This is a genomic window from Nonomuraea sp. NPDC050536, from assembly GCF_044457685.1.
Classification (GTDB): domain Bacteria; phylum Actinomycetota; class Actinomycetes; order Streptosporangiales; family Streptosporangiaceae; genus Nonomuraea.
In genome coordinates this window covers 298079-319589 of sequence record NZ_JBITHD010000011.1, presented here as the reverse complement: position 1 = coordinate 319589, position 21511 = coordinate 298079, and the positions used below count along the sequence as shown (strand labels likewise).

At 71.4% G+C, this 21511-nt stretch carries 15 protein-coding genes and 1 pseudogene; 4 read left to right on the top strand and 12 right to left on the bottom strand.

Annotation, left to right across the window (positions count from 1 at the left end):
• Positions 1–557 precede the first annotated feature (557 nt).
• Positions 558–3200 carry a ComEC/Rec2 family competence protein gene (locus ACIBHX_RS29680; protein WP_397070587.1) on the top strand — a complete coding sequence of 881 codons (2643 nt, stop codon included), beginning with the start codon at positions 558–560 and terminating at the stop codon, positions 3198–3200.
• A 16-nt stretch (positions 3201–3216) separates the two neighbouring features.
• On the opposite strand, the pseudogene ACIBHX_RS29675 reads toward ACIBHX_RS29680, so the two are convergent.
• Positions 3217–3324 (bottom strand): annotated as a pseudogene (locus ACIBHX_RS29675) (IS481 family transposase); the annotation flags it as partial.
• A gap of 292 nt (positions 3325–3616) precedes the next feature.
• Between ACIBHX_RS29675 and holA the strand changes: the two are divergent.
• Positions 3617–4600, top strand: a complete 984-nt coding sequence (holA, locus tag ACIBHX_RS29670; protein ID WP_397070628.1) for a DNA polymerase III subunit delta — start codon at positions 3617–3619, stop codon at positions 4598–4600.
• 783 nt (positions 4601–5383) lie between these two features.
• Here holA and ACIBHX_RS29665 read toward each other — a convergent pair.
• Complete coding sequence (locus ACIBHX_RS29665) at positions 5384–5881, bottom strand: MarR family winged helix-turn-helix transcriptional regulator (RefSeq protein ID WP_397070586.1); 498 nt, start codon at positions 5879–5881, stop codon at positions 5384–5386.
• Positions 5882–5948: 67 nt separating this feature from the next.
• Between ACIBHX_RS29665 and ACIBHX_RS29660 the strand changes: the two genes are divergently transcribed.
• Positions 5949–7598 carry an MFS transporter gene (locus tag ACIBHX_RS29660; RefSeq protein ID WP_397070585.1) on the top strand — a complete coding sequence of 550 codons (1650 nt, stop codon included), beginning with the start codon at positions 5949–5951 and terminating at the stop codon, positions 7596–7598.
• A 183-nt stretch (positions 7599–7781) separates the two neighbouring features.
• Here ACIBHX_RS29660 and ACIBHX_RS29655 read toward each other — a convergent pair whose 3' ends face one another.
• The 6 genes from ACIBHX_RS29655 to ACIBHX_RS29630 form a co-directional block, all read right to left on the bottom strand.
• Positions 7782–8477: an ABC transporter ATP-binding protein gene (locus tag ACIBHX_RS29655; RefSeq protein ID WP_397070584.1), complete on the bottom strand. Its 696-nt coding sequence runs from the start codon at positions 8475–8477 to the stop codon at positions 7782–7784.
• Complete coding sequence (locus tag ACIBHX_RS29650) at positions 8470–9390, bottom strand: ABC transporter ATP-binding protein (protein WP_397070583.1); 921 nt, start codon at positions 9388–9390, stop codon at positions 8470–8472. The genes ACIBHX_RS29655 and ACIBHX_RS29650 overlap by 8 nt, the downstream gene beginning before the upstream one ends.
• Positions 9387–12008, bottom strand: a complete 2622-nt coding sequence (locus ACIBHX_RS29645) for a hypothetical protein (protein ID WP_397070582.1) — start codon at positions 12006–12008, stop codon at positions 9387–9389. Before ACIBHX_RS29645 ends, ACIBHX_RS29650 begins: the two co-directional genes overlap by 4 nt.
• Complete coding sequence (locus ACIBHX_RS29640) at positions 12005–15043, bottom strand: FtsX-like permease family protein (RefSeq protein WP_397070581.1); 3039 nt, start codon at positions 15041–15043, stop codon at positions 12005–12007. Before ACIBHX_RS29640 ends, ACIBHX_RS29645 begins: the two co-directional genes overlap by 4 nt.
• A gap of 219 nt (positions 15044–15262) precedes the next feature.
• The gene (rpsT, locus tag ACIBHX_RS29635) at positions 15263–15529 is read right to left on the bottom strand and encodes a 30S ribosomal protein S20 (RefSeq protein ID WP_397070580.1); all 267 of its coding nucleotides are present in this window, start codon (positions 15527–15529) and stop codon (positions 15263–15265) included.
• A gap of 109 nt (positions 15530–15638) precedes the next feature.
• Positions 15639–16628 (bottom strand): hypothetical protein, encoded by a 990-nt coding sequence (locus ACIBHX_RS29630; protein ID WP_397070579.1) that lies wholly within the window; start codon positions 16626–16628, stop codon positions 15639–15641.
• A gap of 56 nt (positions 16629–16684) precedes the next feature.
• Here ACIBHX_RS29630 and lepA point away from each other — a divergent pair, with 56 nt between their 5' ends.
• On the top strand, positions 16685–18511 hold the full coding sequence (lepA, locus tag ACIBHX_RS29625) for a translation elongation factor 4 (protein ID WP_397070578.1): 1827 nt from the start codon (positions 16685–16687) through the stop codon (positions 18509–18511).
• Between the two features lie 2 nt (positions 18512–18513).
• On the opposite strand, the gene ACIBHX_RS29620 is transcribed toward lepA, so the two are convergent.
• From ACIBHX_RS29620 to ccmA, 4 genes are read right to left on the bottom strand one after another with little or no spacing between them, the layout of a single operon-like run.
• Positions 18514–18930, bottom strand: coding sequence for an acyl-CoA thioesterase (locus ACIBHX_RS29620; RefSeq protein WP_397070577.1), 417 nt, complete (start codon positions 18928–18930; stop codon positions 18514–18516).
• Positions 18927–19220, bottom strand: coding sequence for a hypothetical protein (locus ACIBHX_RS29615; RefSeq protein ID WP_397070576.1), 294 nt, complete (start codon positions 19218–19220; stop codon positions 18927–18929). The genes ACIBHX_RS29620 and ACIBHX_RS29615 overlap by 4 nt, the downstream gene beginning before the upstream one ends.
• A 36-nt stretch (positions 19221–19256) precedes the next feature.
• The gene (locus tag ACIBHX_RS29610) at positions 19257–20843 is read right to left on the bottom strand and encodes a DUF6297 family protein (protein WP_397070575.1); all 1587 of its coding nucleotides are present in this window, start codon (positions 20841–20843) and stop codon (positions 19257–19259) included.
• The gene (gene ccmA / locus ACIBHX_RS29605) at positions 20840–21469 is read right to left on the bottom strand and encodes a heme ABC exporter ATP-binding protein CcmA (RefSeq protein ID WP_397070574.1); all 630 of its coding nucleotides are present in this window, start codon (positions 21467–21469) and stop codon (positions 20840–20842) included. The genes ACIBHX_RS29610 and ccmA overlap by 4 nt, the downstream gene beginning before the upstream one ends.
• Between the last annotated feature and the right edge of the window lie 42 nt (positions 21470–21511).

Genomic DNA, 21511 nt, shown 5'->3' with positions numbered 1-21511 from the left:
CTCAACGCCATCCCAACCCCGCTCAGCGGCAGTCCAACCTGGTCAGCGGCAGAACATCTTGACGCCCTCGATCCCGATCGCGACATCCCTTCCCGGTAATGCGCGCCGCCCTTGTGATGCGGGAGCCCCGTTGGTCCCTGCCAATCGATCGCGACATCCCTTCCGGGGACGTGCGTCGCATCCGTGATGGGTGATCTACCTCGGCACCCAGCAGACCGCGATCGCGATCGCGGCATCCCATCCTCGGCCACTCCCCGCCACCTCCGTAATGCCCGATCCGCCTTGGTCACCGATGACCTCGTCTCCCTCTGCCGCACACCGACCACTGCCAGGAGCCCATGCCTGCACGACGGAACCCCACACGGCCGAACCCTCCGAGCCCTGCGCTGATGCGTCTGCTCGACCTGGCCCGAAGCCTGGCGGCCCCACCTGGGGAGGCGCCTCAACATCCGACCGCATTCGGAGCGGGGCGTTCGTGGGTACTTGTCCCGCCAGCCCTGGCGACGTGGGCCACCGCCCTGGTGCTTCTGGGTTGCTCGACAGGGACGGCATTCACGGTGGCCGGAGCGCTCACGTTGTCCACCGCAGCCGTGGCGTGGATCGACGGCACTCGCATCACGCCCAGGGTGCCCGAGGCCCTTGTTCTCCGCGCCGAGAAGTGGCTGGGGCGGGTCCAATCGTCGGCGGGCTGGCGCTACGTGGTCATCGGGCTGCTGGGGTGCATGGCGGCCACGGCGGGTGTCGTGGGGCTTCGGCTGTACGCGGTCACTACAGGCCCCGTGGCCGAGCTGGCGAAGCGCGGATCACCGGTGGCGGCGGAGATCGTACTGACCGACGATCCCAAGGTGCGCGCGCCGAAGGGAGGACGCTTCAAGCAGGAAAGCGTGGTGGTCCCCGCCGACGTCGAGGTGATCGAGACGGCTTCGGTACGGCTGGCCGTACGCACGCCCGTCGTCGTATTCGCGAGCGGTCGCGAGTGGCGGAGTCTGCTGCCGAGCCAACGCCTGCGGGTCGACGGGCGGCTGGCCAGGGCCGATGCGGGCGAGCTGGTCGGCGGCATCCTGCTGGTACACGGACCGCTACGAGTGCTGGGCGAGCCGTCGTGGATACAGACCGTGGCGGGCCGCTTCCGAGATGGCCTGCGGGAGGCGTCCAACGTGCTGCCCGCCGACCAACGCGGCCTCCTGCCCGGGCTGGTCGTCGGGGACGTCTCGCGGATGGATCCGCGGGTGTCGGCGGACCTCAAAGAGGTGGGCCTCAGCCACCTGAACGCCGTAAGCGGCGCGAACCTCGCAATCGTCGCAGGCGCGGTGATCGCACTGTCCCGGCTGGCGGGAATCCCGCTCGCGTGGCGGGCGGGCCTGGCCGCCGCCGCCATGATCGCGTTCACGGTGATCGCCCGCCCGTCGCCGAGCGTCCTGCGAGCCCTGCTCATGGGCCTGATCGCGGCGACGGCCCTCGGTACGGGCCGAGCCAAGGACGGCCTTGCGGCCCTGGCCTCCTCGGTCCTCCTCCTGATCCTCTTCGACCCGGAACTCGCCCGTTCCTACGGCTTCGCCCTCTCGGTAGCAGCCACGGCCGGCATCCTCCTCCTGGCCCCCCGCTGGCGATCCCGCCTCACAGCCCGCCACCCCACCCCACCCCCAGCCACCCCCCACCCCACCCCCACCGAGCGGATGATCCCGACCGCAGTAGGTGCCTCTCCGATGCCTGCTCCACGGAATGCGGGTCTGGGTGAACCACTACCGGAAGCCGTGGGAGGCGCCCGCAGCTTGCGTCCTGGCGCCGAGGGTACGCGGCGCTTCGTGGCTCGCGATTCGCCCTCCGCGGCTCACGGATCGGCCAGCCGACGCGATTCGCCCTCTGGGGCTTACGGATCGGCCAGCCGTACCGGATCACGCTGGGCTTGGGAGTGGGCGGGGTGGATGCGGGACAGGGTGGTCGGTCGTGCGGCTTCCGGGGCTGGGCGGGGGTGGGTCTGGAGGTGGGTGGGGGAGGCCGTGGCCGTGGCGGCTGCGGCAGAGGTGGCGGTTACGCCGGTTCTGGTGTTGATGTCGGGGCAGATCACGTTGGTCGCCGTGCCTGCGAATCTGCTCGCCGAGCCGGCGGTGGCACCGGCGACGCTGTTGGGGTTCCTGGCGGCGTTGGTCGCGCCTGTGTGGCCGGAGGGGGCGCGGTTGCTGGTCGTGCCCGCTGGTTACGCCGTGGGGTGGATCATCGAGGTCGCGCGGTGGGCGGTGGGGATGCCGCTGGCGAGCGTGCCGTGGCCCGGCGGGTGGGTGGGGCTGGTCCTGCTCGGGGTGGCTGTGGCTGTGGCGGTCCCCGTCTGGCGGCGGCGGGCTTGGCGGGCGGTCGCGTTGACCGTGGCGGGTGCCGCGTTGGTGGCGGTGCTCGCCGTACGTCCCGTTCTTGCGCCTTGGCCGCCCGAGGGTTGGTTGATGGTGGTCTGCGATGTGGGCCAGGGGGACGGGCTGGTACTGGCCGCGGGGGACGGAAGGGCGGTGGTGGTGGATACCGGGCCGGACCCGGATGTGATGGACAGGTGCCTGCGGCGACTGGGGGTGCGGGATGTGCCGCTGGTCGTGCTCACGCACCCGCATGCTGACCACGTCGACGGGCTGCCTGGGGTCGTGCGTGGGCGGCGGGTAGGGGCGGTGGTCGTCAGCCCGCGGCGTACGGCCCCTCAGGAAAGCGGGCGGATCGTGGCGGAGCTCGGCCGGTGGCACGTGCCGGAATGGGTGGCGAGTCCGGGTATGCGCTGGGTGTTCGGGCCATGCGAGCTGACGGTGCTTGCGCCCGATCCCGGGGCGGGCGAGCTTGGCGGGCAAGGCGAAGGAAGCGTGATCAACAACTCCAGCGTCGTGATGCGGGCACGCTGGCGCGCCGGCTCGGTGCTGCTCGGCGGCGACGTGGAAACGGAGGCCCAGGCGGAGATCCTGCGCAGGGTCGCCCCCACGTCCGACATCCTGAAGGTCCCCCACCACGGCTCGGCACGCCAGGACCCCGAGTTCCTCGCCGCGGTCGGGGCCCGGGCCGCCCTGATCAGCGTGGGCGCCGACAACGATTACGGCCACCCGGCCCCGTCAACGCTCGCGCTACTGAACCGCCTTGGAGCACGCGTCTACCGCACAGACAAATCAGGCGACCTAGCCGTCATCGCCCACAACGGAACTCTCGCCATCGCCGCCCGCGGCCCATGACGTCCCACAACCTCAAGCTGTACTGACCTGAGAGGATAGGTACGCGGGCGGCGGATGGGTGGCCGCCGAGTGCGGTGTGTGCTCGGTGGTGATTGTAGGTGTGGAGCCAGGGGCCGAAGGCTTGGCCTTCATTCCCGCCCCGGCTTGGTCCTTGCCGGCACTGCGTCTATGACAGCACCGACTCGGTCCCCAGACGCCCGTGTCGCCATGGACGTCCGGTCTCGGTCCTTCGCCGCCTACGCCGGCCTCGACCGTTCACGACCGTCCCCGCTCGGTTCCTTGCTGCCTATCTCGGCCGCGCGCTCCTGTCGCGTGCGCCCGCGGGCCTCCGATATCGCCCGCGCGGGGGTACGGCGGGCGCTCTGGCTGCTCGCGCGGGTTTGGGGATGAGTTTCGGGTTGTCGGTGGGGCGTGGCATGCTGCTCGGCATGGCGCGTACCGATCCGGCACCGGTGACTCTGGTCGTCGGCGATGAGGAGTTGCTGGCCGAGCGGGCCGTGAGCGCGGTCGTGGCGGCCGCGCGGGCGGTCGATGCCGACGCCGACGTGCACGACCTCGTCGGATCCAAGGTCGGCGCGGGGGAGCTGACCCAGCTCACCTCGCCGTCGCTGTTCGGCGACCGGTCGATCGTGGTGATCCGGTCCGCGCAGGACCTGGGTAAGGAGATCATCGCCGAGGTCGTGGCGTACGCCAAGCAACCATCGGACGACACCGTGCTGGTGCTGGTGCATCCGGGGGGTGTGAAGGGCAAGGCGCTGGTCGACGGGGTGAAGAAGGCCGGGGCCCAGGTGGTCACCATAAGCAAGATCACCAAGCCGGGGGAGCGGCTCGACTTCATCAAGGGAGAGATCAAGCGGGCCGGGCGTGGCATCGCGGCCGACGCCGCGCAGGCGCTGCTCGACGCCGTGGGCAACGACCTGCGGGAGCTGGCGGCGGCCTGCAGCCAACTGAGGTACGACACCGAGGACAAGACGATCACCATGGCCGCCGTCGCCCGCTATCACAAGGGGCGGGCGGAGGTCACCGGCTTCAACGTCGCCGACTCGGCCGTCGAGGGACGGCTGGCCGAGGCGCTGGAGCAACTGCGCTGGGCATTGGGCACCGGGGTCGCGCCGGTGCTGCTGGTGAGTGCGCTGGCCGGGGGGCTGCGTTCGCTGGCCAAGGTGGGCGGGGCGCCGCGCAACCTCCGGGGCGGGCAGTTGGCGAGCCACCTTGGCATGCCGCCCTGGAAGATCGACCGCGTGAAACGGCAGCTCAACGGCTGGGGTCCCGAGGGGTTGTCGCGTGCTATCCAGGCGGTGGCCGCCGCCGACGAGCAGGTCAAGGGCGGCGGCGCCGACCCCGCCTACGCCCTCGAACACACGGTCCAGCGCATCGTCGCCAACCGCACAGGCCGCTAAGTCCAGCACGGTCACTGTCCGGCCCTCGTGGCCGCTTGCCTTAGTACGGTCACCGTCCGACACTCGTGGTCGCTTGCCTTAGTACGTTTACGGCCCGGCTCGCATGGTCGCTTGCCTTAGTACGTTCACGGCCCGGCTCGCGTGGCCGCTTGCCCCAGTACGGTGACTGTCCGGTTCTCGTGGCCGCTTGCCTCAGTGGGGTCACCTTCCGGCCCCCGTAGCCGCTGTGCCCACGGCGCGCGCGGCAGCCGGGCTCCGGTAAGGGCTTGCGCCTGGGTGGCGGGCTGGATCGTGGGTGCACAGGACCCTGGCGGTGACCGCGTGGGTGGCCAGCTGCTACGCCGATGCTGGGCACGTGCCAGGCATGGGGCCTGAGCGCGCTGCGTGGTCGTCGGGCGTCCTGGCGTGGTGGGCTCTGGCGGCGGGGCAGGCGCGGGGTGAGCGCGAAGATGCGTAGGCGTGGGATGAGCGGACGTCGAGATGGGCGGGCGGGCGATGGGGCGTGCGCAGGCTGGGGCGGGCGGGGATGAGGTGCTGGGTGTGGGCGAGGCGCGGAGGCTCGGGTGTGGGGGTCGCGCGGGGATGAGGTGCTGGGTGTGGGCGAGGCGCGGAGGCTCGGGTGTGGGGGTTGCGCGGGAATGAGGTGCTGGGTGTGGGCGAGGCGCGGAGGCTCGGGTGTGAGCGTCGCGCGGGAATGAGTCGCGGGGATATGAGCGGTATCGGGTGTGGACGTCCAGCCGGGGTGCTGGGTGGCGCAGGGTGTTGCGTGGGGGCGGGGTGGGGTTAGTGGGGGGTTGGGGGGTGGGATTCGGCTTGGGTTAGGAGGTGTTTGAGGAGGGTGTTGAGGGTGGTTTGGTCTTCGGGGGGGAGGGTGGAGATCAGGGCGGTTTCTACGTCGCCTTGGAAGGACATGGCTTCCGTCCAGAGGTCGTGGCCCTTGTCGGTGATTTCGATGTCCACGCGGCGGCGGTCCGTGGTGCTGCGGACCCGGCGGACGAGGCCCGAGGATTCGAGGGTGTCCAGGCGGCCGGTCATGCCGGCGGGCGAGAGCATGAGCTCCTCCGCAAGCTCCGTGGGGGTGGCCGAGCCGCCGTGGGCGACGAGGCGGTGGAGCGTGTCGTACTCGAAGTACTGCAGGCCCGCCCCCGCCACCGAGGCCTCCTTCGCGGCGCGCAGGTGCTTAACCAGCATCTGCATGCGCGTCACGATGGCCTCCACCTGCTCGTCGTAGGGCGCCTTACCGCGCCAGCGCGCCAGGTGACGATCGACCGAGTCCTCCATCCCAGCAACGATACGCCAGCAAGTATTTTGTTGACGAAAGATATGCCAACGAAATATCGTCACGTCCATGACCACGCGACTGCTGGTGGGGCGCTCCGTGTCCGCGCTCGCCACCGCTCTGATCCCGACGACGCTGACGCTCGCCGTACTGCGTGCCACAGGGTCGGCCCAGGCGCTGGGGCTGGTGCTGGCGTGCGAGCTGCTGCCGATGCTGGTCCTGCTCCCAGTGGGTGGGGTGCTGGCCGACCGGTTCAGGCCCGAGCGGGTCGCGCTGGCCGCCGACCTGGTGCGTGGCCTGACGCAGGTCGCGATCGGCGTCGAGCTGCTGCTCGGCGTGACACGGATTCCGGATCTGGCGGTGCTGTCGGGCGTGGCGGGTGTGGCGGTGGCTTTCGGTTCGCCGGCCGTACCGAGGCTGGTGGTGGCGGTGGTGCAGGGCCCCGACCGCCTGCGCGTGAACGCCCGCATCGGCGTGGCCACCAGCCTGTCCGGCGTGGTCGCCCCGGCGATCTCCGGTGGGCTGGTGCTGGTGGCCGGGCCTGGATGGGCGGCGCTGCTCACGGCGGTGCTGTTCGCTTGCTCGGCCATGACTCTCGGAGGTGTGCGTACGGCACGGCCGCAACGTCACGCCGAGACCGCGTCCTTCGGCCGGGACCTGGTGGAGGGGTGGCGCGAGGTACGGCGGAGGCCGTGGTTCCTGACCAGCGTGCTCGGGCACGGGGTGTGGCACTTCATGGCCGGGCTGTTCCTCACACTCGGGCCGCTCATGGCCGTCAGCAGTCTTGGGGGCGAGTCCAGCTGGGTGCTGATCGTCCAGTGCGGCACGGTCGGCCTCGTGGCGGGCGTCTTCATGGCACCCCGCCTCCCGATCCTCCGCCCCCGCAACCGCCCCGCCATCGGGCGGGGGCCCACTCTGCGCATCGCCATCAGGGAGAACGAGCGTGGCCGCGAGGGCGTGGGCTCGATGGGCAGGAAGGTCGGTGCTGTCGGCAGGGAGGACGCGGCGCAGGGGCGTGGTCGAGGGCTGGGCGTGGGCGCAGTGGGAGAGGGCGGGAGTGTTGGTGCTGCCGGTAGGGAGGGCGCGGCGGGCCAGGTAAGCGACGACGTGGCGGGTGTGCGGATCTCGGCTGTGGTGCGTGGGGTGGGGGCGGGCGCGCCGGGCCGAGGTGGCGAGGGGCGGAAGGGCGCGGGGGGAGAAGTCGAGCGGCCCGGTGAGGCGCGAGACGGAGTGCGAGACGAGGCGGGTGCCGGGGCGCGGGACGGAGTGCGAGACGGGGCGGGTGCCGGGGCGCGGGACGGAGTGCGAGGTGGAGTGGGGACGCGGCGGGCGTTGGTGGTGGTGCAGGCTTGCGCGGCTCTGTACGTGTTGCCGATGGCCGCGCTGGCCGTGCCGTTGCCCGCGTGGGGGATCGCGGTGGCCTATGCGGGAGCGATGTTCGGGCTGGGGTTGTTGAGCCCGCTGTGGGAGACCGTGGTGGCGAACGAGATCCCGGAGCACGCCCTGGGCCGGGTGCGGTCGTTCGACCAGCTGATCTCGTTCGCCTCCAGGCCGTTCGGGCTGGCGGTGGCCGCTCCGCTGGCGGGGCTGGCGGGCGTCACGACGACGATGGTGGTGGGCGGCGTCCTGGTCGCGGTGGCGAACCTGGCCACGATCTTGGGCATCCCCGCCGCCCAAGAAAGCAGCCCCGTACACGCAGAGGGCAGCCCCGCGCACTAAGAGGGCAGCCCCGCGCACGAAGGGGGCAGCCCCGCGCGCGAAAAGGGCAGCGCCGTACAGGAAGAAGGCAGCCCCGCGCACGAAGGGGGGCAGCCCCGCGCACGAAGGGGGCAGCGCCGTACAGGAAGAAGGCAGCGCCGCGCACGGAGAGGGCAGACCCGTAAATCGAGGAGCGCGGGAGCCTCAGGACTCCTGAAGGGCCGACTCGCGAAGCACCCCGTCGCTGATCTCCAGGACCCGGTCCGCGAGCGTGATCAGGCTGGGATCGTGGGTGGCCACCAGCGCCGTCACCCCCTCGCTCCGCACCAGCGCCCGCAGCAGCTGCATGATCTGCCGCCCCGTCTGCGAGTCGAGCTGCCCGGTGGGCTCGTCCGCCACCAGCAGCCGCGGCTTGTTGGCCAGAGACCGCGCGATGGCCACCCGCTGCCGCTGCCCGCCGGACAGCTCGTAGGGCCGCTGGTTGGCGTGCTGCTCCAGCCCCACGAGCGCGAGCAGCATGCTGATCCGCTGCTCGCGCTCGGGCACCGGCATGCGAGCCAGCCGCATCGGCACGCCGACGTTCTCGGCCGCGGAGAGCACGGGGATCAGCCCGAAGGACTGGAAGACGAACCCCACCACGTCCCGGCGCAACACCAGCAGCGCGTCCTCGGAGAGCGACGTGACCTCCTGCCCGGCCACCACCACCCGCCCGGCGTCGGGCCTGTCGAGCCCGCCGATCTGGTTGAGCAGGGTGGTCTTGCCGGACCCCGAGCGCCCGCGGATGGCGATCAGCTCGCCGGGGAAAGCCTGGAAGGACACCTCCCGCAGCGCCACGACCTCCTTGGGCCCGGTCCGGTAGACCTTGCGCAGCCCCTCGACGACAACCAGAGGCTCACTCATTGGACGGCTCCTCTCGGGCGGGCCACACGCCGATGTGGTCGGACTCGAGCTCGAGGCGCACCCGGCGCTCCATCCGCAGGGCGTTCATGAAGTCGCGGGGGAGCTGCAGGCGCCCCACCCGGTCGAGCACGGCGTACTCCTCGGCGACGATCTGCCCCTCGGCGTCCTCGCGGCGCAGTGTCTCGCTGCTTGTGCGCCCGTCGCGGATGCCGATGGTCCTGTCGACCTGTGAGGAGACCAGCGGGTCGTGGGTGACGATGACGACGGTGACGCCGAGTTCGCGGTTGGCGGTGCGCAGGGCGTCGAACACGTCGCCGGAGGTCTCGCTGTCGAGCTCGCCGGTGGGTTCGTCGGCCAGGATCAGCTGCGGCGAGTTGGCCAGCGCGACGCCGATGGCGACCCGCTGCTGCTCGCCGCCGGACATCTCCGGTGGCTTCCTGTCGGCGCAGTAGTCGACCCCGAGCAGTTCGAGCAGCTCGAGGGCCCGCCCGCGGCGTGCGCCGCCGGCCAGCCGCATCGGCAGCTCGACGTTCTCCCGAGCGGTCAGGTAGGGCAGCAGGTTGCGCGCGGTCTGCTGCCAGATGAACCCGACCACCGAGCGCCGGTAGCGCAGCCGGTCCTTGGCGGTCATCGCCAGCAGGTCCATCCCCGCCACCTTGGCCACGCCTGCGGTCGGCACGTCCAGCCCCGACAGCACGTTCAGCAGCGTCGACTTGCCCGAGCCCGAGGCTCCGACGATGGCGACCAGCTCGCCCTTCTGGATGAGCAGGTCGAGCCCCTGCAGGGCGACCACCTCGACGCCCTCGGTCTTGTAGATGCGCACCAGGTTGTCGCAGACGATGTGCGCGTCGCCGCCGAAGGCGGCCTTCTCCTGGGTGGCCTGCGCCTCGAGCTCGGACAGTGTCGGGTTCATACGAGATCACCCACTCGTAGGACGGAGCCGAGGCTGCGCCGCCGGCTGATGGTGGTGTGCGCGTACGCGCCGAGGACGGCGACCGCGGTGACGCCGGCCGCGAGCGCGACGGGCGTCACGGAGGAGGGGCCGAACTGGCCTACCGTCAGCCCCCCGGCGTACACCGAGAGGTCGACGCCGGGCCCGAGCGCGGCGGGCAGGCCGAGTCCCAGCGCGAGCCCGGCCAGGGCGGTCATCACGATCATGGGGGAGATCTCCAGCACGGTGAGCAGTTGCGCCTGGCGCGCGGAGAGCCCGAGCGTGCGCAGGAACGACAGTGCCCTGGCCCGGTCGGCCGCGCCCACCACGAGCGTGACGATCACCGCGACGAGCGCGTAACAGGTCAGCGCGATCATCGTGATGAGCAGGACTTGTCGTACGGTCGCCGTCAGCGGATCGTTCTGGATCGCGGCCAGCGTCTGAGCCCGCGACTGCACCTCCAGCTCGGGGATCCGAGCGGCGGACGTGATCGCGGCGGGATCCACGTCCCCGCCGATCAGCAGCGTGTTGGGGGCTGGGCGCCGGTTGGTCTCGTAGGGCACGACCAGGTACTTGCCCTCGGTGAAGAACCCGGGCAAGGAGGTGATCACCCCGGCGGTGGTCACCTTCAACCTGCTCTGCCACCCGATCTCGAAGGTCCCGCGGCCGCGCAGGTCGGGCGAGACCAGGGCGGGGATGCCTGACACGGACCCGGGCATGGGCAGCGAGATCGGCGCGTTCCCGAGGAGTTGCCGCCACCGGCCCAGATCGACGGCCAGGATGTCGGCCCGCTGGCCGCCGAAGCCGATCTGGACGGTGTCCGCCTGGGCGGGCACCACGCCCGTCACGCCGGGGACCCGCCGGATCCGCTCGATCGCGTCGGCGGGGATCTCCCGCGACAGGCTCACCTTGACCGGGGCGCCGATCCGCTGCCAGGAGGCGAGCACCTGGGTCTGCCCGATCCCGTCCGACACCACGGCGGCGAACACCGACACCGCCAGCGCGGGCAGCAGGATGAGGACAGGCAGCACGCTGCCGAATCCCGCCCTGGCCGCCCGGGTCAGGCCCAGGAACGGTACGGCGGTCCGGCGGCGTGACGCCAGCCGTACGACCAGCTTGAGCGGGTAGGGGTAGCAGCGCAGGATGATCAGTGCGGCGGCGACCGTCAGCGCGATCGGGACCAGCAGCAGGAAGGGGTCCTGGCCGTCTTCGGCGACGTTCGTGGTGAGCCCGCGGGTGCGCAGCAGGTAGGCGCCCACCAGCGCCAGGCCGACGACCAGCACCTCCAGCGTGATCCGCCTGGCAGACGGCCGGGCCGTGACCACGTCGGACCGCGCCGAGTGCAGCGGCGTCCTGTGCGCCATGGCGAGCGAGCCCCAGGCGAAGCCCACCGCCGTGACCAGCACGAGCACCGGCGCGATGTGGACGATCGGCAGAACGGGCCCCGGGACCGCGTAGGAGGCCGCGTATCCCGCCAGAGTGGCCGGGATCACCGCGAGCGCGACCACCCCTGCCCCGGTGCCCGCGACGGTCCACAGCGATCCGCCGCGGGCCCGCATGAGGGCCAGCGCGGTGTCCAGCCGGCTGGCGAGCAGCTGTACGGCGAGCACGATCACCCCGAGCGCGACCACGAGGAGCCCGCCGAGCACCAGGTACATCACGGTCTGAGCGGTGGCCATGGCGACCAGGAAGTCGCCGAGCAGCTTGGCCAGCCCGGAATCGAGCCGGTACTGCGAGGTCGAGCCCACCGCCTGCAGCATGGCGACCCGCCCGAAGTCGTTCACGGCGGCCCGCAGCCCGGGCACGTCAAGTGCGCTGGCAGTGCGCGGGTCGACCGGGAGCACCCAGGAGTACTCCAGGTTGCGGTCGGCGCCGCTGAGCGCGGTCAGCCCGGCCGTGGAGATGAGCGCCGTGGTGTGCTTCTCCGGCTCCAGCGCCCCGGGCTGCTGCACGAGCTGGACGTGCAGGACGTCGAAGTTGTGGCTCCAGTAACGGTCGGCGGGGTTCTTGGCGCGGAAGACGCCGACGACCTTGACGGCGGCGTAGTCGCTCTCGCCGATGATCTTCTGCTGGCCGGGCGCGAGCCCCATCTGGGTGAGGGATTCCTCGGCCACGCCCACCTCGAAGAGCGTGATCGGGTGGCCCTGGAACGTGGTCTTGCCCGGCGGGCCGGGCGGCCTGCCCTGGATCCAGTCCACCCGCTTGTCGGCGTCGGACAGCCAGCCCAGATTGACGAACCTCTTGCCGCCGGAGCCCTGCACCGGTGTCTGGAAGGTCTTGGCGCTGAAATGGCTGGTGCCGCTGCCCTGCGGCTGGACCATCGGCCTGAGCGGGGCGGGCAGCACCTTGCGGAAGCGGTTCTCCCTGTCCTGGAACTGCCCGAGCTCGGTCAGGTCGTCGGCGTGCGAGTTCGACACCGAGCGCACGGTGAGGTCGAGCTGCTCGGCCGGCGCCCGCCCGAGCGCCTCGCGCATGGCGGCGTCGAAGGAGGCCTGCAGCGCCCGCGGCAGTCCCGCGACCAGGAAGCAGGCGCTGAGCGTGAGCACGCACAGCACGGCCACCGCGCCGAGGTGTACCCGGGCCAGCTGCAGGGGTCTCACAGTTCCTCCCTGGTGAAGCCCTGCCGCCGCAGCTGCCTGGCGAGACCGGCGACGATGGCGAACAGCACCGCGGCCACCGCCGCGAGCATGGCGAGCGTGGCCGGCCACGGGATGTCGAGCAGCACGCCCGGGGTGACCGCGGCGGCCTGCCCGGTGAGCACGATGTGCGGCACGACCAGCACGCCCACCACGACCGCCAGCGCGGTCCCCGCGACCAGCGACAGCCCGATGACGAAGGTCTGCTCGATGGCCAGCAGCCCGAACATCTGCCGGAAGCTCACCCCCAGCGCCCGCAGGATGGCGAACTCCGCCATCCTTTCGCGCGCCGCGACCGTCGCGTTGACCAGGAACCCGAGCGCCGCGAACACCAGCGCCGCCAGGAAGCCGAGGATCAGCGCCCCCTGCAGCCCGCTGGCCAGCGGGTCGTCACGCAGTTGCGCGGCCAGCTCTCGCTGGTCGACCGCGGTCACGTCCCACTGCGGCCTGGCCTGCAGCACGGCCTTGGCCTGGGAGGCGTCGCCGTCACGCGCGGCCAGCCACCACTCCGTCGCCGGCCGCGGGATCAACCCCGCGGCCAGGTCGCGATCGTGCAGCGTGGTCCAGTCGGCGAGCAGGGCCGGCTGCCCGGCCGAGGTGGGCATCTGCGCGACGATCCCGGCCACGGTGACGTCGATGACGCGCCCGTCCATGCTGAGGCGTCCGGTCGCCCCGTCGGCCAGCTTGAGCGATGCGGCCAGGTCGGCGGTCAGCACGATCGGCAGCGGCCGCGCGTCCCGCCGCGCGGTGGAGACGGGCTGGGCTTCCGTCACCTCCAGGCTGTACGGCCGGCCGAGCACAGAGGCCGTGATCCGCACGGTCCCGGACTCGGGAGGGTTGGCGACCAGGCCGCGGATCGACAGCGGGTAGGTGATCTTCCCGCGGGATCCGGCCAGCTTCGCCAGATCGACGTCGAACCGGTTGTCGCCCTCGTGCAGGACACCCAGCGAGACCTCGTGCCACACGCCGAGCGCGTCGGCGATCATCATGCGCAGCGGCGCCTTGCCCGTGGCGTGCGCCTCCACCTGCAGATGGGACGGCCTGCCGGGGATCTCGAGCGCGTCACCCGCGGAGCGGGCGGCCGCCAGCGCCTTCGACATCTCACCGACGCTGCGGGCGGACAGGTCGGGACGCAGCTGCAGCAACTGGTCGAGCTTGGCCGCATCCAGGCCGATCAGCGTGGCGGTCTGCGAGCCGAGGTCGACAAGACCGCGGTAGGCGGGGGACAGCGCCGTGATGCCGGGCAGCGCGGCGAAGGCGGTGCCGCGGCCGAACGTGCCCAGCTCAGGGCCGTCGGGCGGCCCGGCCAGCCGCAGGTCGGCGCCCGCCTGGTGGCGAGCCTGGTCGGCCTGCGAGGCACGCCAGGTGGACGCCGTGGCCAGCGAGACGATCCCGATCGCCACCGCCATGGTCAACAGCAGCGCGGGACCCGCGTACTTCAGCGGCCGCCTGCTCACCTGCCAGGCGCCCAGCGCCGGAGCCAGGCCCGGCCGCCTGGCGGTCACCTTCTCCGCCACCCGCGAGATGCGCGGCACCAGCCGCAGCCCCAGCATGCCGCCGGTCAGCAGCGCCAGCGCGGGCCCGGAGATGATCAGCGGGTCGATGCCCAGGTCGCCGCCGGCCGTCGCGGTGACCGGCGCGCCGTAGTGCTGCAGCTGCCAGATGGCCAGCCCCGCGACCACGAGCAGCGCCAGGTCGGCGCCCGCCCGCTCGATCAGCCCGCGCCCGCCGCCGCGCCCGCGCGCCGCCTGCTCCTCGACATAGGTACGGCGCGCCCCGGCCAGCGCCGGGAGCACCAGCAGGATCGCCGAGGCGAGAGCCACGGCCGCCGACACGAGGAACGCGCCCGCGTCGGCCGACAGCGCCAGCCGTACACCTGAGGCCTTGATCCAGGGCAGCGCGTTGATCAGGCCGAGCAGGGGCGGGCCGAGGAACGGCGCGACGACCGCGCACGGCACGGCCACCAGCAGGGCCTCGCCGCCGGCCAGGAACGCCAGGCGGAGCGTTCCCGCGCCGCGCGAGCGCAGCAGCGCCACCTCCATGCGGCGGTGGTCGGCCAGCAGGCGGGCGGTCAGCATGAGCGCGTAGGCGGCCAGCAGGAGCAGTTGCAGCACCGGGATCAGCATGGTGGAGCGGGCCACCAGGGAGGCGGTGTCGAGCTGGGTGAGCAGCTCGGGCAGGCGGCTGTTCGCGGTGCAGTTCGCGCAGCCGGCGGCGGCCAGCCGGTCGTGCAGCCGCGCCACCCTGCCGGCCAAGGGGCGCAGCTGCTCGGGGGTGATGGAGCGCAGGTCGGGGACCGCGGTCCAGGTGACGGCGACGTTGGTGGCGAAGCGGCTCAGGAACGTCTCGCGTGCCACCATGAGCGGCCCGTAGGTGGTGAAGCCGCCCTGCTCCACGCCGCGGCCGAGCAGCCGCTCGCCGCTCCACCGGTCGCCGAAGGGGTCGTGCAGCTGGAAGACGCCGGTGATGCGGACGCGGATCCTGGTGTGGTCGAGCCGGCCCTCGGTGGTGATCACCTGGCCGGCCTTGAAGCCGGTGGCCGAGGCGGCGGGCAGTGAGACGGCCGCCTCCACCACGTCTCCGCCCGCCTTCGGCCAGCTGCCGGAGATCAGCTCGGCCTGCTGGTCGAGGCCTTCGTAGCTGCCGAAGCGCAGCAGCTCAGGGGTCTTGCGGCCCTCCTGGCCAGGCATCGTGTAGGAGTCGGAGCGGAAGCTGGTGGTGATCTGCGCGGGCGCGCCGCCGTAGGCCCTGGCCACCTCGGCGCGTACCGCCTGGTCGAAGCGGGGGAAGGTCTCGGCGGACACCGAGGTGCTCACGGTGGCGGCCTTCTGGGTCGGCGTCGCGGTCTCCATCGTGCGGCGCACGCCGATGTCGGCGATGGAGGAGGCGTACATGGTCAGCGCGACCAGGGTGGTGGTGGCCAGCAGGATGGAGCCGAACGCGGCCAGTAACAGCAGTGGCTCGCTGAACGCCCGTTTGACGACCAACGGCCCCCGCATCTGGCCCCCTTCACCCGATTAAGTGAACCCTTGTGTACAAGTACGGATCGGGGCAAGGGGCGGTGACACAGCCGATACGCTGCGGCGATGCCTGCGTGATATCGAAACTGTGACACGAAAAGGGTGGTGTTACTCTCTTAGACGAAGTATGGGGGAGACGCTCCCGGACGCGCCGAAAACGCCGCACTCCTGCGGGAGTGCGGCGTTCGAGTGCCTGACCTACTTGGCCAGTGCGGCGGCCTGCTTGGCGATGGCCGACTTGCGGTTCGCCGCCTGGTTCTTGTGGATGACGCCCTTGCTGACAGCCTTGTCCAGCTGGCGGGCGGCGACGCGCTGCAGGGCCACAGCCTGCTCGACATCGCCCTGCTCCGCGGCCTCGCGGAACTTGCGGACGGCCGTCTTCAGCGACGACTTGACCGCCTTGTTGCGCAGACGAGCCTTCTCGTTCTGCTTGTTGCGCTTGATCTGGGACTTGATGTTCGCCACGAAGAAGCCTCGGTGAAAGTCTTGAGATGGATGGGGCGCGCGGGCTCACGAGAGAGGGCGCGCCACACGCAGTTGCTCAGGATACCAATGACTATGGTGGCGGCTCAAATCAACCGAGCCAGCCTTTGGCGTATTCTCGCCAATCCTGCTCCGTGGCGGCGAAGTCCACGTAGAGAGCCAGGCCGTAGCGCTCTCGCGGGCCGTGGTCGGACAGGGCGAGCTTGGCGCCCTCCGCCGCCATGGCGACGCTCTCGGCGTAGTCGCCCCAGGCGACTCCCTGGTCATGATAGGCGGGGGCGCCTATGTAGAGGGCCTTGGTGGCGGGGACGAGGTCGAGGGCCAGGGCGGCCTGCCGTACGACATATCCGCCGTAGAGCGACTGGAGCGGGGTGCCCGAGTCGTAGGTCATGATGGCGACCTGGTCGACGCGGTCGACGACCGTCTTGAAGTAGTCGCTCGACCAGTACTTGTCGTGACCGATGGCCAGCCGGGCGATCGGGCGCATCAGGGGATACGGCTCGATCTGCGGCGTGGAGACCGACAGCAGGCGCGTGTGCTGACGGGTCTTGTCCAGCAGGTCGAGGAAACTGGCGTCGCCGTTGCCGATGGGTTCGAAGTCGTAGTGGATGCCGTCGTAGCCCTGCTTCATGATGTCGGCGACTCCGTCCAGGATGTTCTGCCTGGATCCGGGGTCGTCGAGGTCGAGGCCATGCTTGAGGGACTGGCCGAGCCAGGCCGAGATGCGGATGCCGGGGAGCTGTGCTCGCGCCCACTTCACGAAATTTCGGGCATTGGGGTATTTGGCCGGATTCAGGCGGCCGTCCCAGCCGAAGGGACCGGAATGGACGTACAGGTCCTTGATACCTGTGCCGCGCAGCCGTACGGCCAGGTCACGGACGTCACGCTCGGTTTTGCGGCCGTCCACCCAGGCGTGGCCGAGCCACAGGGCGTCGTTGCCCGTGCTCTTCGCCCAGGCCGCCGGGGCACCGGTAAACTGGAGGCGGAGCGCGGCGGCGAGCAGGCCGAGCAGCGCGACCGCGACGGCCAAGACGAGCAGGAGCCCGCGCAGGCCGCGGCGGATGACGGTTCGGGCAATCACCCGGGCATGTCACCATGAAAGACGCTCGACCATCAACCCTGTTGAAACGGACTTAGGTGCGCACTCAGCCTGGCCACACCGACCCCGCGTTGATCCGCAACTTCTGCATCATCGCGCATATCGACCATGGCAAGTCGACCCTCGCCGACCGGATGCTGCAGATCACCGGTGTGGTCGACGAGCGGTCCATGCGCGCCCAGTACCTCGACAGGATGGACATCGAGCGCGAGCGCGGCATCACCATCAAGTCGCAGGCCGTGCGGCTGCCGTGGAACGGCCACGTGCTCAACATGATCGACACGCCGGGCCACGTCGACTTCACCTACGAGGTGTCCAGGTCGCTGCAGGCGTGCGAGGGCGCGGTCCTGCTGGTCGACGCGGCGCAGGGCATCGAGGCGCAGACGCTGGCCAACCTCTACCTGGCGATGAACGCCGACCTGCACATCATCCCGGTGCTCAACAAGATCGACCTGCCGGCCGCACAGCCGGAGAAGTTCGCCGAGGAGCTCGCCGGGCTGATCGGCTGCGACCCCTCCGACGTGCTGAGGGTCTCGGGCAAGACCGGCGTGGGTGTCCGTGAGCTGCTCGACCACGTGGTCGCCGAGGTGCCTGCGCCCGTCGGGGTGGCCGACTCGCCGGCCCGTGCGCTGATCTTCGACTCCGTCTACGACACCTACCGCGGCGTGGTCACCTACGTCAGGGTGGTCGACGGGCACCTGGGCAAGCGCGAGCGCATCAGGATGATGTCGACCGACGCCACGCACGAGACGCTGGAGATCGGCGTCATCTCGCCCGAGCCGACGATGTCGGAGCGGGGCCTGGGCGTCGGCGAGGTGGGCTACCTCATCACCGGCGTGAAGGACGTCCGCCAGTCGCGCGTCGGTGACACCGTCACCTCGGTCGTGGGCGGGGCCACCAAGATGCTCGCCGGATACGAGCACCCCAAGCCCATGGTGTTCTCCGGCCTGTACCCGATCGACGGCGACGAGTACCCGGAGCTGCGCGAGGCGCTGGACAAGCTGCAGCTCAACGACGCCGCGCTGGTCTACGAGCCGGAGACCTCGGCCGCGCTCGGTTTCGGCTTCCGCGTCGGGTTCCTCGGGCTGCTGCACATGGAGATCGTGCGCGAGCGGCTGGAGCGCGAGTTCGGCCTGTCGCTGATCTCGACCGCGCCCAACGTGGTCTACCGCGTGGTGATGGAGGACGGCAACGAGGTCACCGTCACCAACCCGTCGGAGTTCCCGTCCGGCGGCAAGATCGCCCAGGTCTTCGAGCCGGTCACCAAGTCCACGATCCTGGCGCCCGCCGAGTTCATCGGCGCGATCATGGAGATCTGCCAGGGGCGGCGCGGGCAGCTGCTCGGCATGGACTACCTGTCGGAGGACCGGGTCGAGATCCGCTACACGCTGCCGCTCGGCGAGATCATCTTCGACTTCTTCGACCAGCTCAAGTCGCGCACCCGCGGTTACGCCTCGCTCGACTACGAGCCCGCCGGTGAGCAGGAGGCCGACCTGGTCAAGGTCGACATCCTGCTGCAGGGCGAGGCGGTCGACGCCTTCAGCGCGATCGTGCACAAGGACAAGGCGTACACCTACGGCGTCGAGATGGCCAAGAAGCTGCGCGAGCTCATTCCGCGGCAGCAGTTCGAGGTGCCGATCCAGGCGGCCATCGGCGCCCGGGTGATCGCCCGCGAGAACATCCGCGCGATCCGCAAGGACGTGCTCGCCAAGTGCTACGGCGGTGACATCAGCCGTAAGCGCAAGCTGCTGGAGAAGCAGAAGGAAGGCAAGAAGCGGATGAAGATGGTCGGCCGCGTCGAAGTCCCGCAGGAGGCCTTCGTCGCCGCGCTGTCCACCGAGTCCGGCACCGACAAGAAGAAGTAGCTCTACAGGCCGATCACTGCCGGGTTGCCCGCCAGGGCTCGCCAGCGGCCGGCCGGGTCGTCCACTAGGCGGCGTTCGTCCAGGTCGAGCAGCCCGCCCACGCTGGTCAGCTCGGCCACCAGCTCGCCGTCCTGCCGGGTGAACCGTTGCGCGACGCGCAGCGTCCTGCCCTCGCCCCAGATGAAGGCGCAGCTCACCTCCACCTCGTCGCCGGCGCGCAGCTCGCGGTGGAATCGGATCGTGCTCTCCAGCGTCACCGGGCCCACCCCGGTGGCCAGCAGGTCGTCGACGGAGATCCCGGCCGCCCGCAGGCACTCCCAGCGGGCGTGGTCACCGTACTGGTGATAGACCGCGTTGTTGAGATGCCCCTGCGTGTCCAGCTCGTAGCCGCGCACCTCGATCCGCACCGAGAAGGTCATCGCCGCTCCCCCAGCCACTCGTGCGACTTCGCGGTCAGGTAGCGCAGCCCGTCCTCGCCGAGCGCGATCCACTCGCCGCGCGCCCAGCCGCCGGCAGTCTGCGGGGCGAAGCCGTGCTTCCTGAACAGCGCCGACGCCTCGCTCTGGGACAGGCCGCGCTCACCCCACTCTTCGATCAGAGCTGCCGTCCGCTCGTCCTCGCCGGGCTCGGCGTCGCCGAGCCCGGCCGCGAGCTCCTCCAGCCCCTTGGCCAGCAGGCGGAGCGCCGCCTGGATCCGTGCCACGTCCATGACATCGCCTATCGATCGGTAGCGATTGCTTACCGATTATCGCGCTCTCTGGATATATACGGCAAGCGTCGCCAGTCCCAGTACGGCTTGCGCGACCAGGGACCCGGGTTCCAGCGCGCCCGACGTCAGGGCGGCGAGTGCGGGCAGCGAGCCGAGCAGCGCCACGTCGGGCCCTGTCCCGGCCCACATCAGCGGCCCGGTCGGGATCGGGCCGCTCGGGGTGTCGATCACGGGCAGCGAGTGGTCGACGGGCTTGCGGCGCGCCATCCTGAGCGCTCCCGCGGCGATCGCCGGCGCGACGGCCACCCCGAACAGCCATGCCGCGACTCCGGTGGCCGGGTTCGCGGGCGCGGCGGTGAAACCCGGGAGGGCGGTGGATGCCCAGGTGAGGCCCGCCAGGGCGGCGGAGGCCCAGGTGGCGGCCAGGAAGGCGGGGAGGATCGCGCGGGCGGCCAGGGCGGGGCGCCTGCCGACGCCCAGCAGGCGGGCCATGGCCGGGTTGTCGGCGTCCCTGCGCGCTCCGGCCGTCGCGGTGGAGGCCACCAGCAACGCCCCGGCGATGACGCTCGCCCCGAGAACCGCCTCGGACGCGCCCGCCCCGGCGAGCAGCCACGGCAGTGCCGCGGTCGCGAGCAGTACGGCCAGCCGCCCGGGACGCCTGGCCACCCGCCGCCAGTCGTGCCAGGCCAGCGCGAACGGCGCGGGCAGCGCGGGCCATGGGCGCGAGCGGAGCGTCCGCGCCCGCCAGTGGTTGTCCTCGACGATCCAGGTCAGCGCTCCAGGATCCAGTGTGAACGCGGCCGACGCGGCATGCCCCGCCCGGGTCGAGGCCCGCAGCAGCGCGGCGGCCGGGATCCGCCCCAGGGCCACCCACGCCCGCCGTACGAGCACCGCGGACGCCCCCACGACGACCACCACCCAGGCAAACCCGCGCGGCAACCCCTGGCCATCAGCCGTGCCCGTGGGCAGCGCCCGCGCGTGACCTGCGGAATCAGAGAGTGGCGAGGGTGGCGGTGAGTGGGGCAGGCCTTGGAAGAGGTCCGGGAGGTGGGGGAGGGTACGCCAGAGGCCGGTGGCGGCCAGGGCGGCGGCCACGACGAGCACGACCAGGGTGACCGTCAGCCAGGTGTGCCAGGCCTGGGACGACTGGGACAGGACGGCCATCGCCATCGCGCCCACGCTCATCGCCACTCCGAGAACCAGGGCCTGGATCACGTACCCCAGCACCGGACCCGGCGCGCCTGCCGCGGCCAGGAGGCCGAGTCCCAGCGCCAGCCCGGCCACCACCGACACGGCGAGCAGGACGCGCGCCGTACGGCCCAGGACCACCCGCCTGTCCAACGGGGTCAGCAGCAGCCAGGAGGCGTCAGCGCCGGGCACCGCCACCGGCCCCGCCGCGCGGGCCGCGGCCGCGAACCCCGCCACGGCCAGCAGGACGAGCGCCACCCCTGGGCCCGCCTGGGCCGGGTCGGCCTGCCGTACCAGCTCCGCGAGCAGCGAGCTGACCGGCCGCCCCAGCACCATCGCGGCCATGACCAGGGCGAACACGGCGACGTAGCGGTCGAGCACGCCGGCACTGGTGCGGCGGCGCGCCGCGAGGAACGCTCTGACCTCGGCGGTCATGCGGCCGCCTGCCACGTGTCCGCCGTCACGACCCTGCCGTGCGCGGCCAGCCCGGGGTCGTGTGTGGCCATCACGACGGTGCCGCCCGCCTCGGCATAATCGCGCAGCAGTACGGCGAGCCGCTCGCGGAAGGCGGAGTCCAGGCCGCGCTCGGGCTCGTCGAGCAGCAGCACGGTGCTGGGCCTTAGCAGGGCCGTGGCCAGCGACAGGCGCTGGCGCTGGCCGGTGGACAGGTTGAGCGGGGCGGCGTCCTTCCTGTCCGTCAGGTCGAAGAGGTCGAGCGCCTCGTCGGCCTGCATCCTGGTCGCGCCGTGGACGGTGCGCATGAGCTCCAGGTGCTCGCCGGCCGTCAGACCCGGGTACCAGGCGGGCTCGTCGGCCGCCAGCGCCACCTCGCGCCAGAAGCCGGCGTCGTCCTTCGGCGGGGCGTCGAAGACAGTGACCTCGCCGCTGCTCGGCGGCAGGAGGCCGGCCAGGCAGCGCAGGAGGGTGGACTTGCCGGAACCGTTCGGACCGACGACGGCGACGATCTCGCCCTGCAAGACGTCGAGGTCCATCTCGCGGAGCACCGGGTTGCCGCCCAGGGTCACCGAGAGCCCTCGGATTCTGATGATCTCTGCGGTCACGATCCCGAGCCTATTCTGTCGGTGGCGCCCTCTAGATTCCTC

Excerpts from the sequence above, each read along its gene's own strand:
- holA (WP_397070628.1), top strand. The coding sequence starts at position 3,617 with ATGCTGCTCGGCATGGCGCGTACCGATCCGGCACCGGTGACTCTGGTC.
- ACIBHX_RS29665 (WP_397070586.1), bottom strand. The coding sequence starts at position 5,881 with ATGGAGGACTCGGTCGATCGTCACCTGGCGCGCTGGCGCGGTAAGGCG.
- ACIBHX_RS29660 (WP_397070585.1), top strand. The coding sequence starts at position 5,949 with ATGACCACGCGACTGCTGGTGGGGCGCTCCGTGTCCGCGCTCGCCACC.
- ACIBHX_RS29655 (WP_397070584.1), bottom strand. The coding sequence starts at position 8,477 with ATGAGTGAGCCTCTGGTTGTCGTCGAGGGGCTGCGCAAGGTCTACCGG.
- ACIBHX_RS29650 (WP_397070583.1), bottom strand. The coding sequence starts at position 9,390 with ATGAACCCGACACTGTCCGAGCTCGAGGCGCAGGCCACCCAGGAGAAG.
- ACIBHX_RS29640 (WP_397070581.1), bottom strand. The coding sequence starts at position 15,043 with ATGCGGGGGCCGTTGGTCGTCAAACGGGCGTTCAGCGAGCCACTGCTG.
- ACIBHX_RS29620 (WP_397070577.1), bottom strand. The coding sequence starts at position 18,930 with ATGACCTTCTCGGTGCGGATCGAGGTGCGCGGCTACGAGCTGGACACG.
- ACIBHX_RS29615 (WP_397070576.1), bottom strand. The coding sequence starts at position 19,220 with ATGGACGTGGCACGGATCCAGGCGGCGCTCCGCCTGCTGGCCAAGGGG.
- ACIBHX_RS29610 (WP_397070575.1), bottom strand. The coding sequence starts at position 20,843 with ATGACCGCCGAGGTCAGAGCGTTCCTCGCGGCGCGCCGCCGCACCAGT.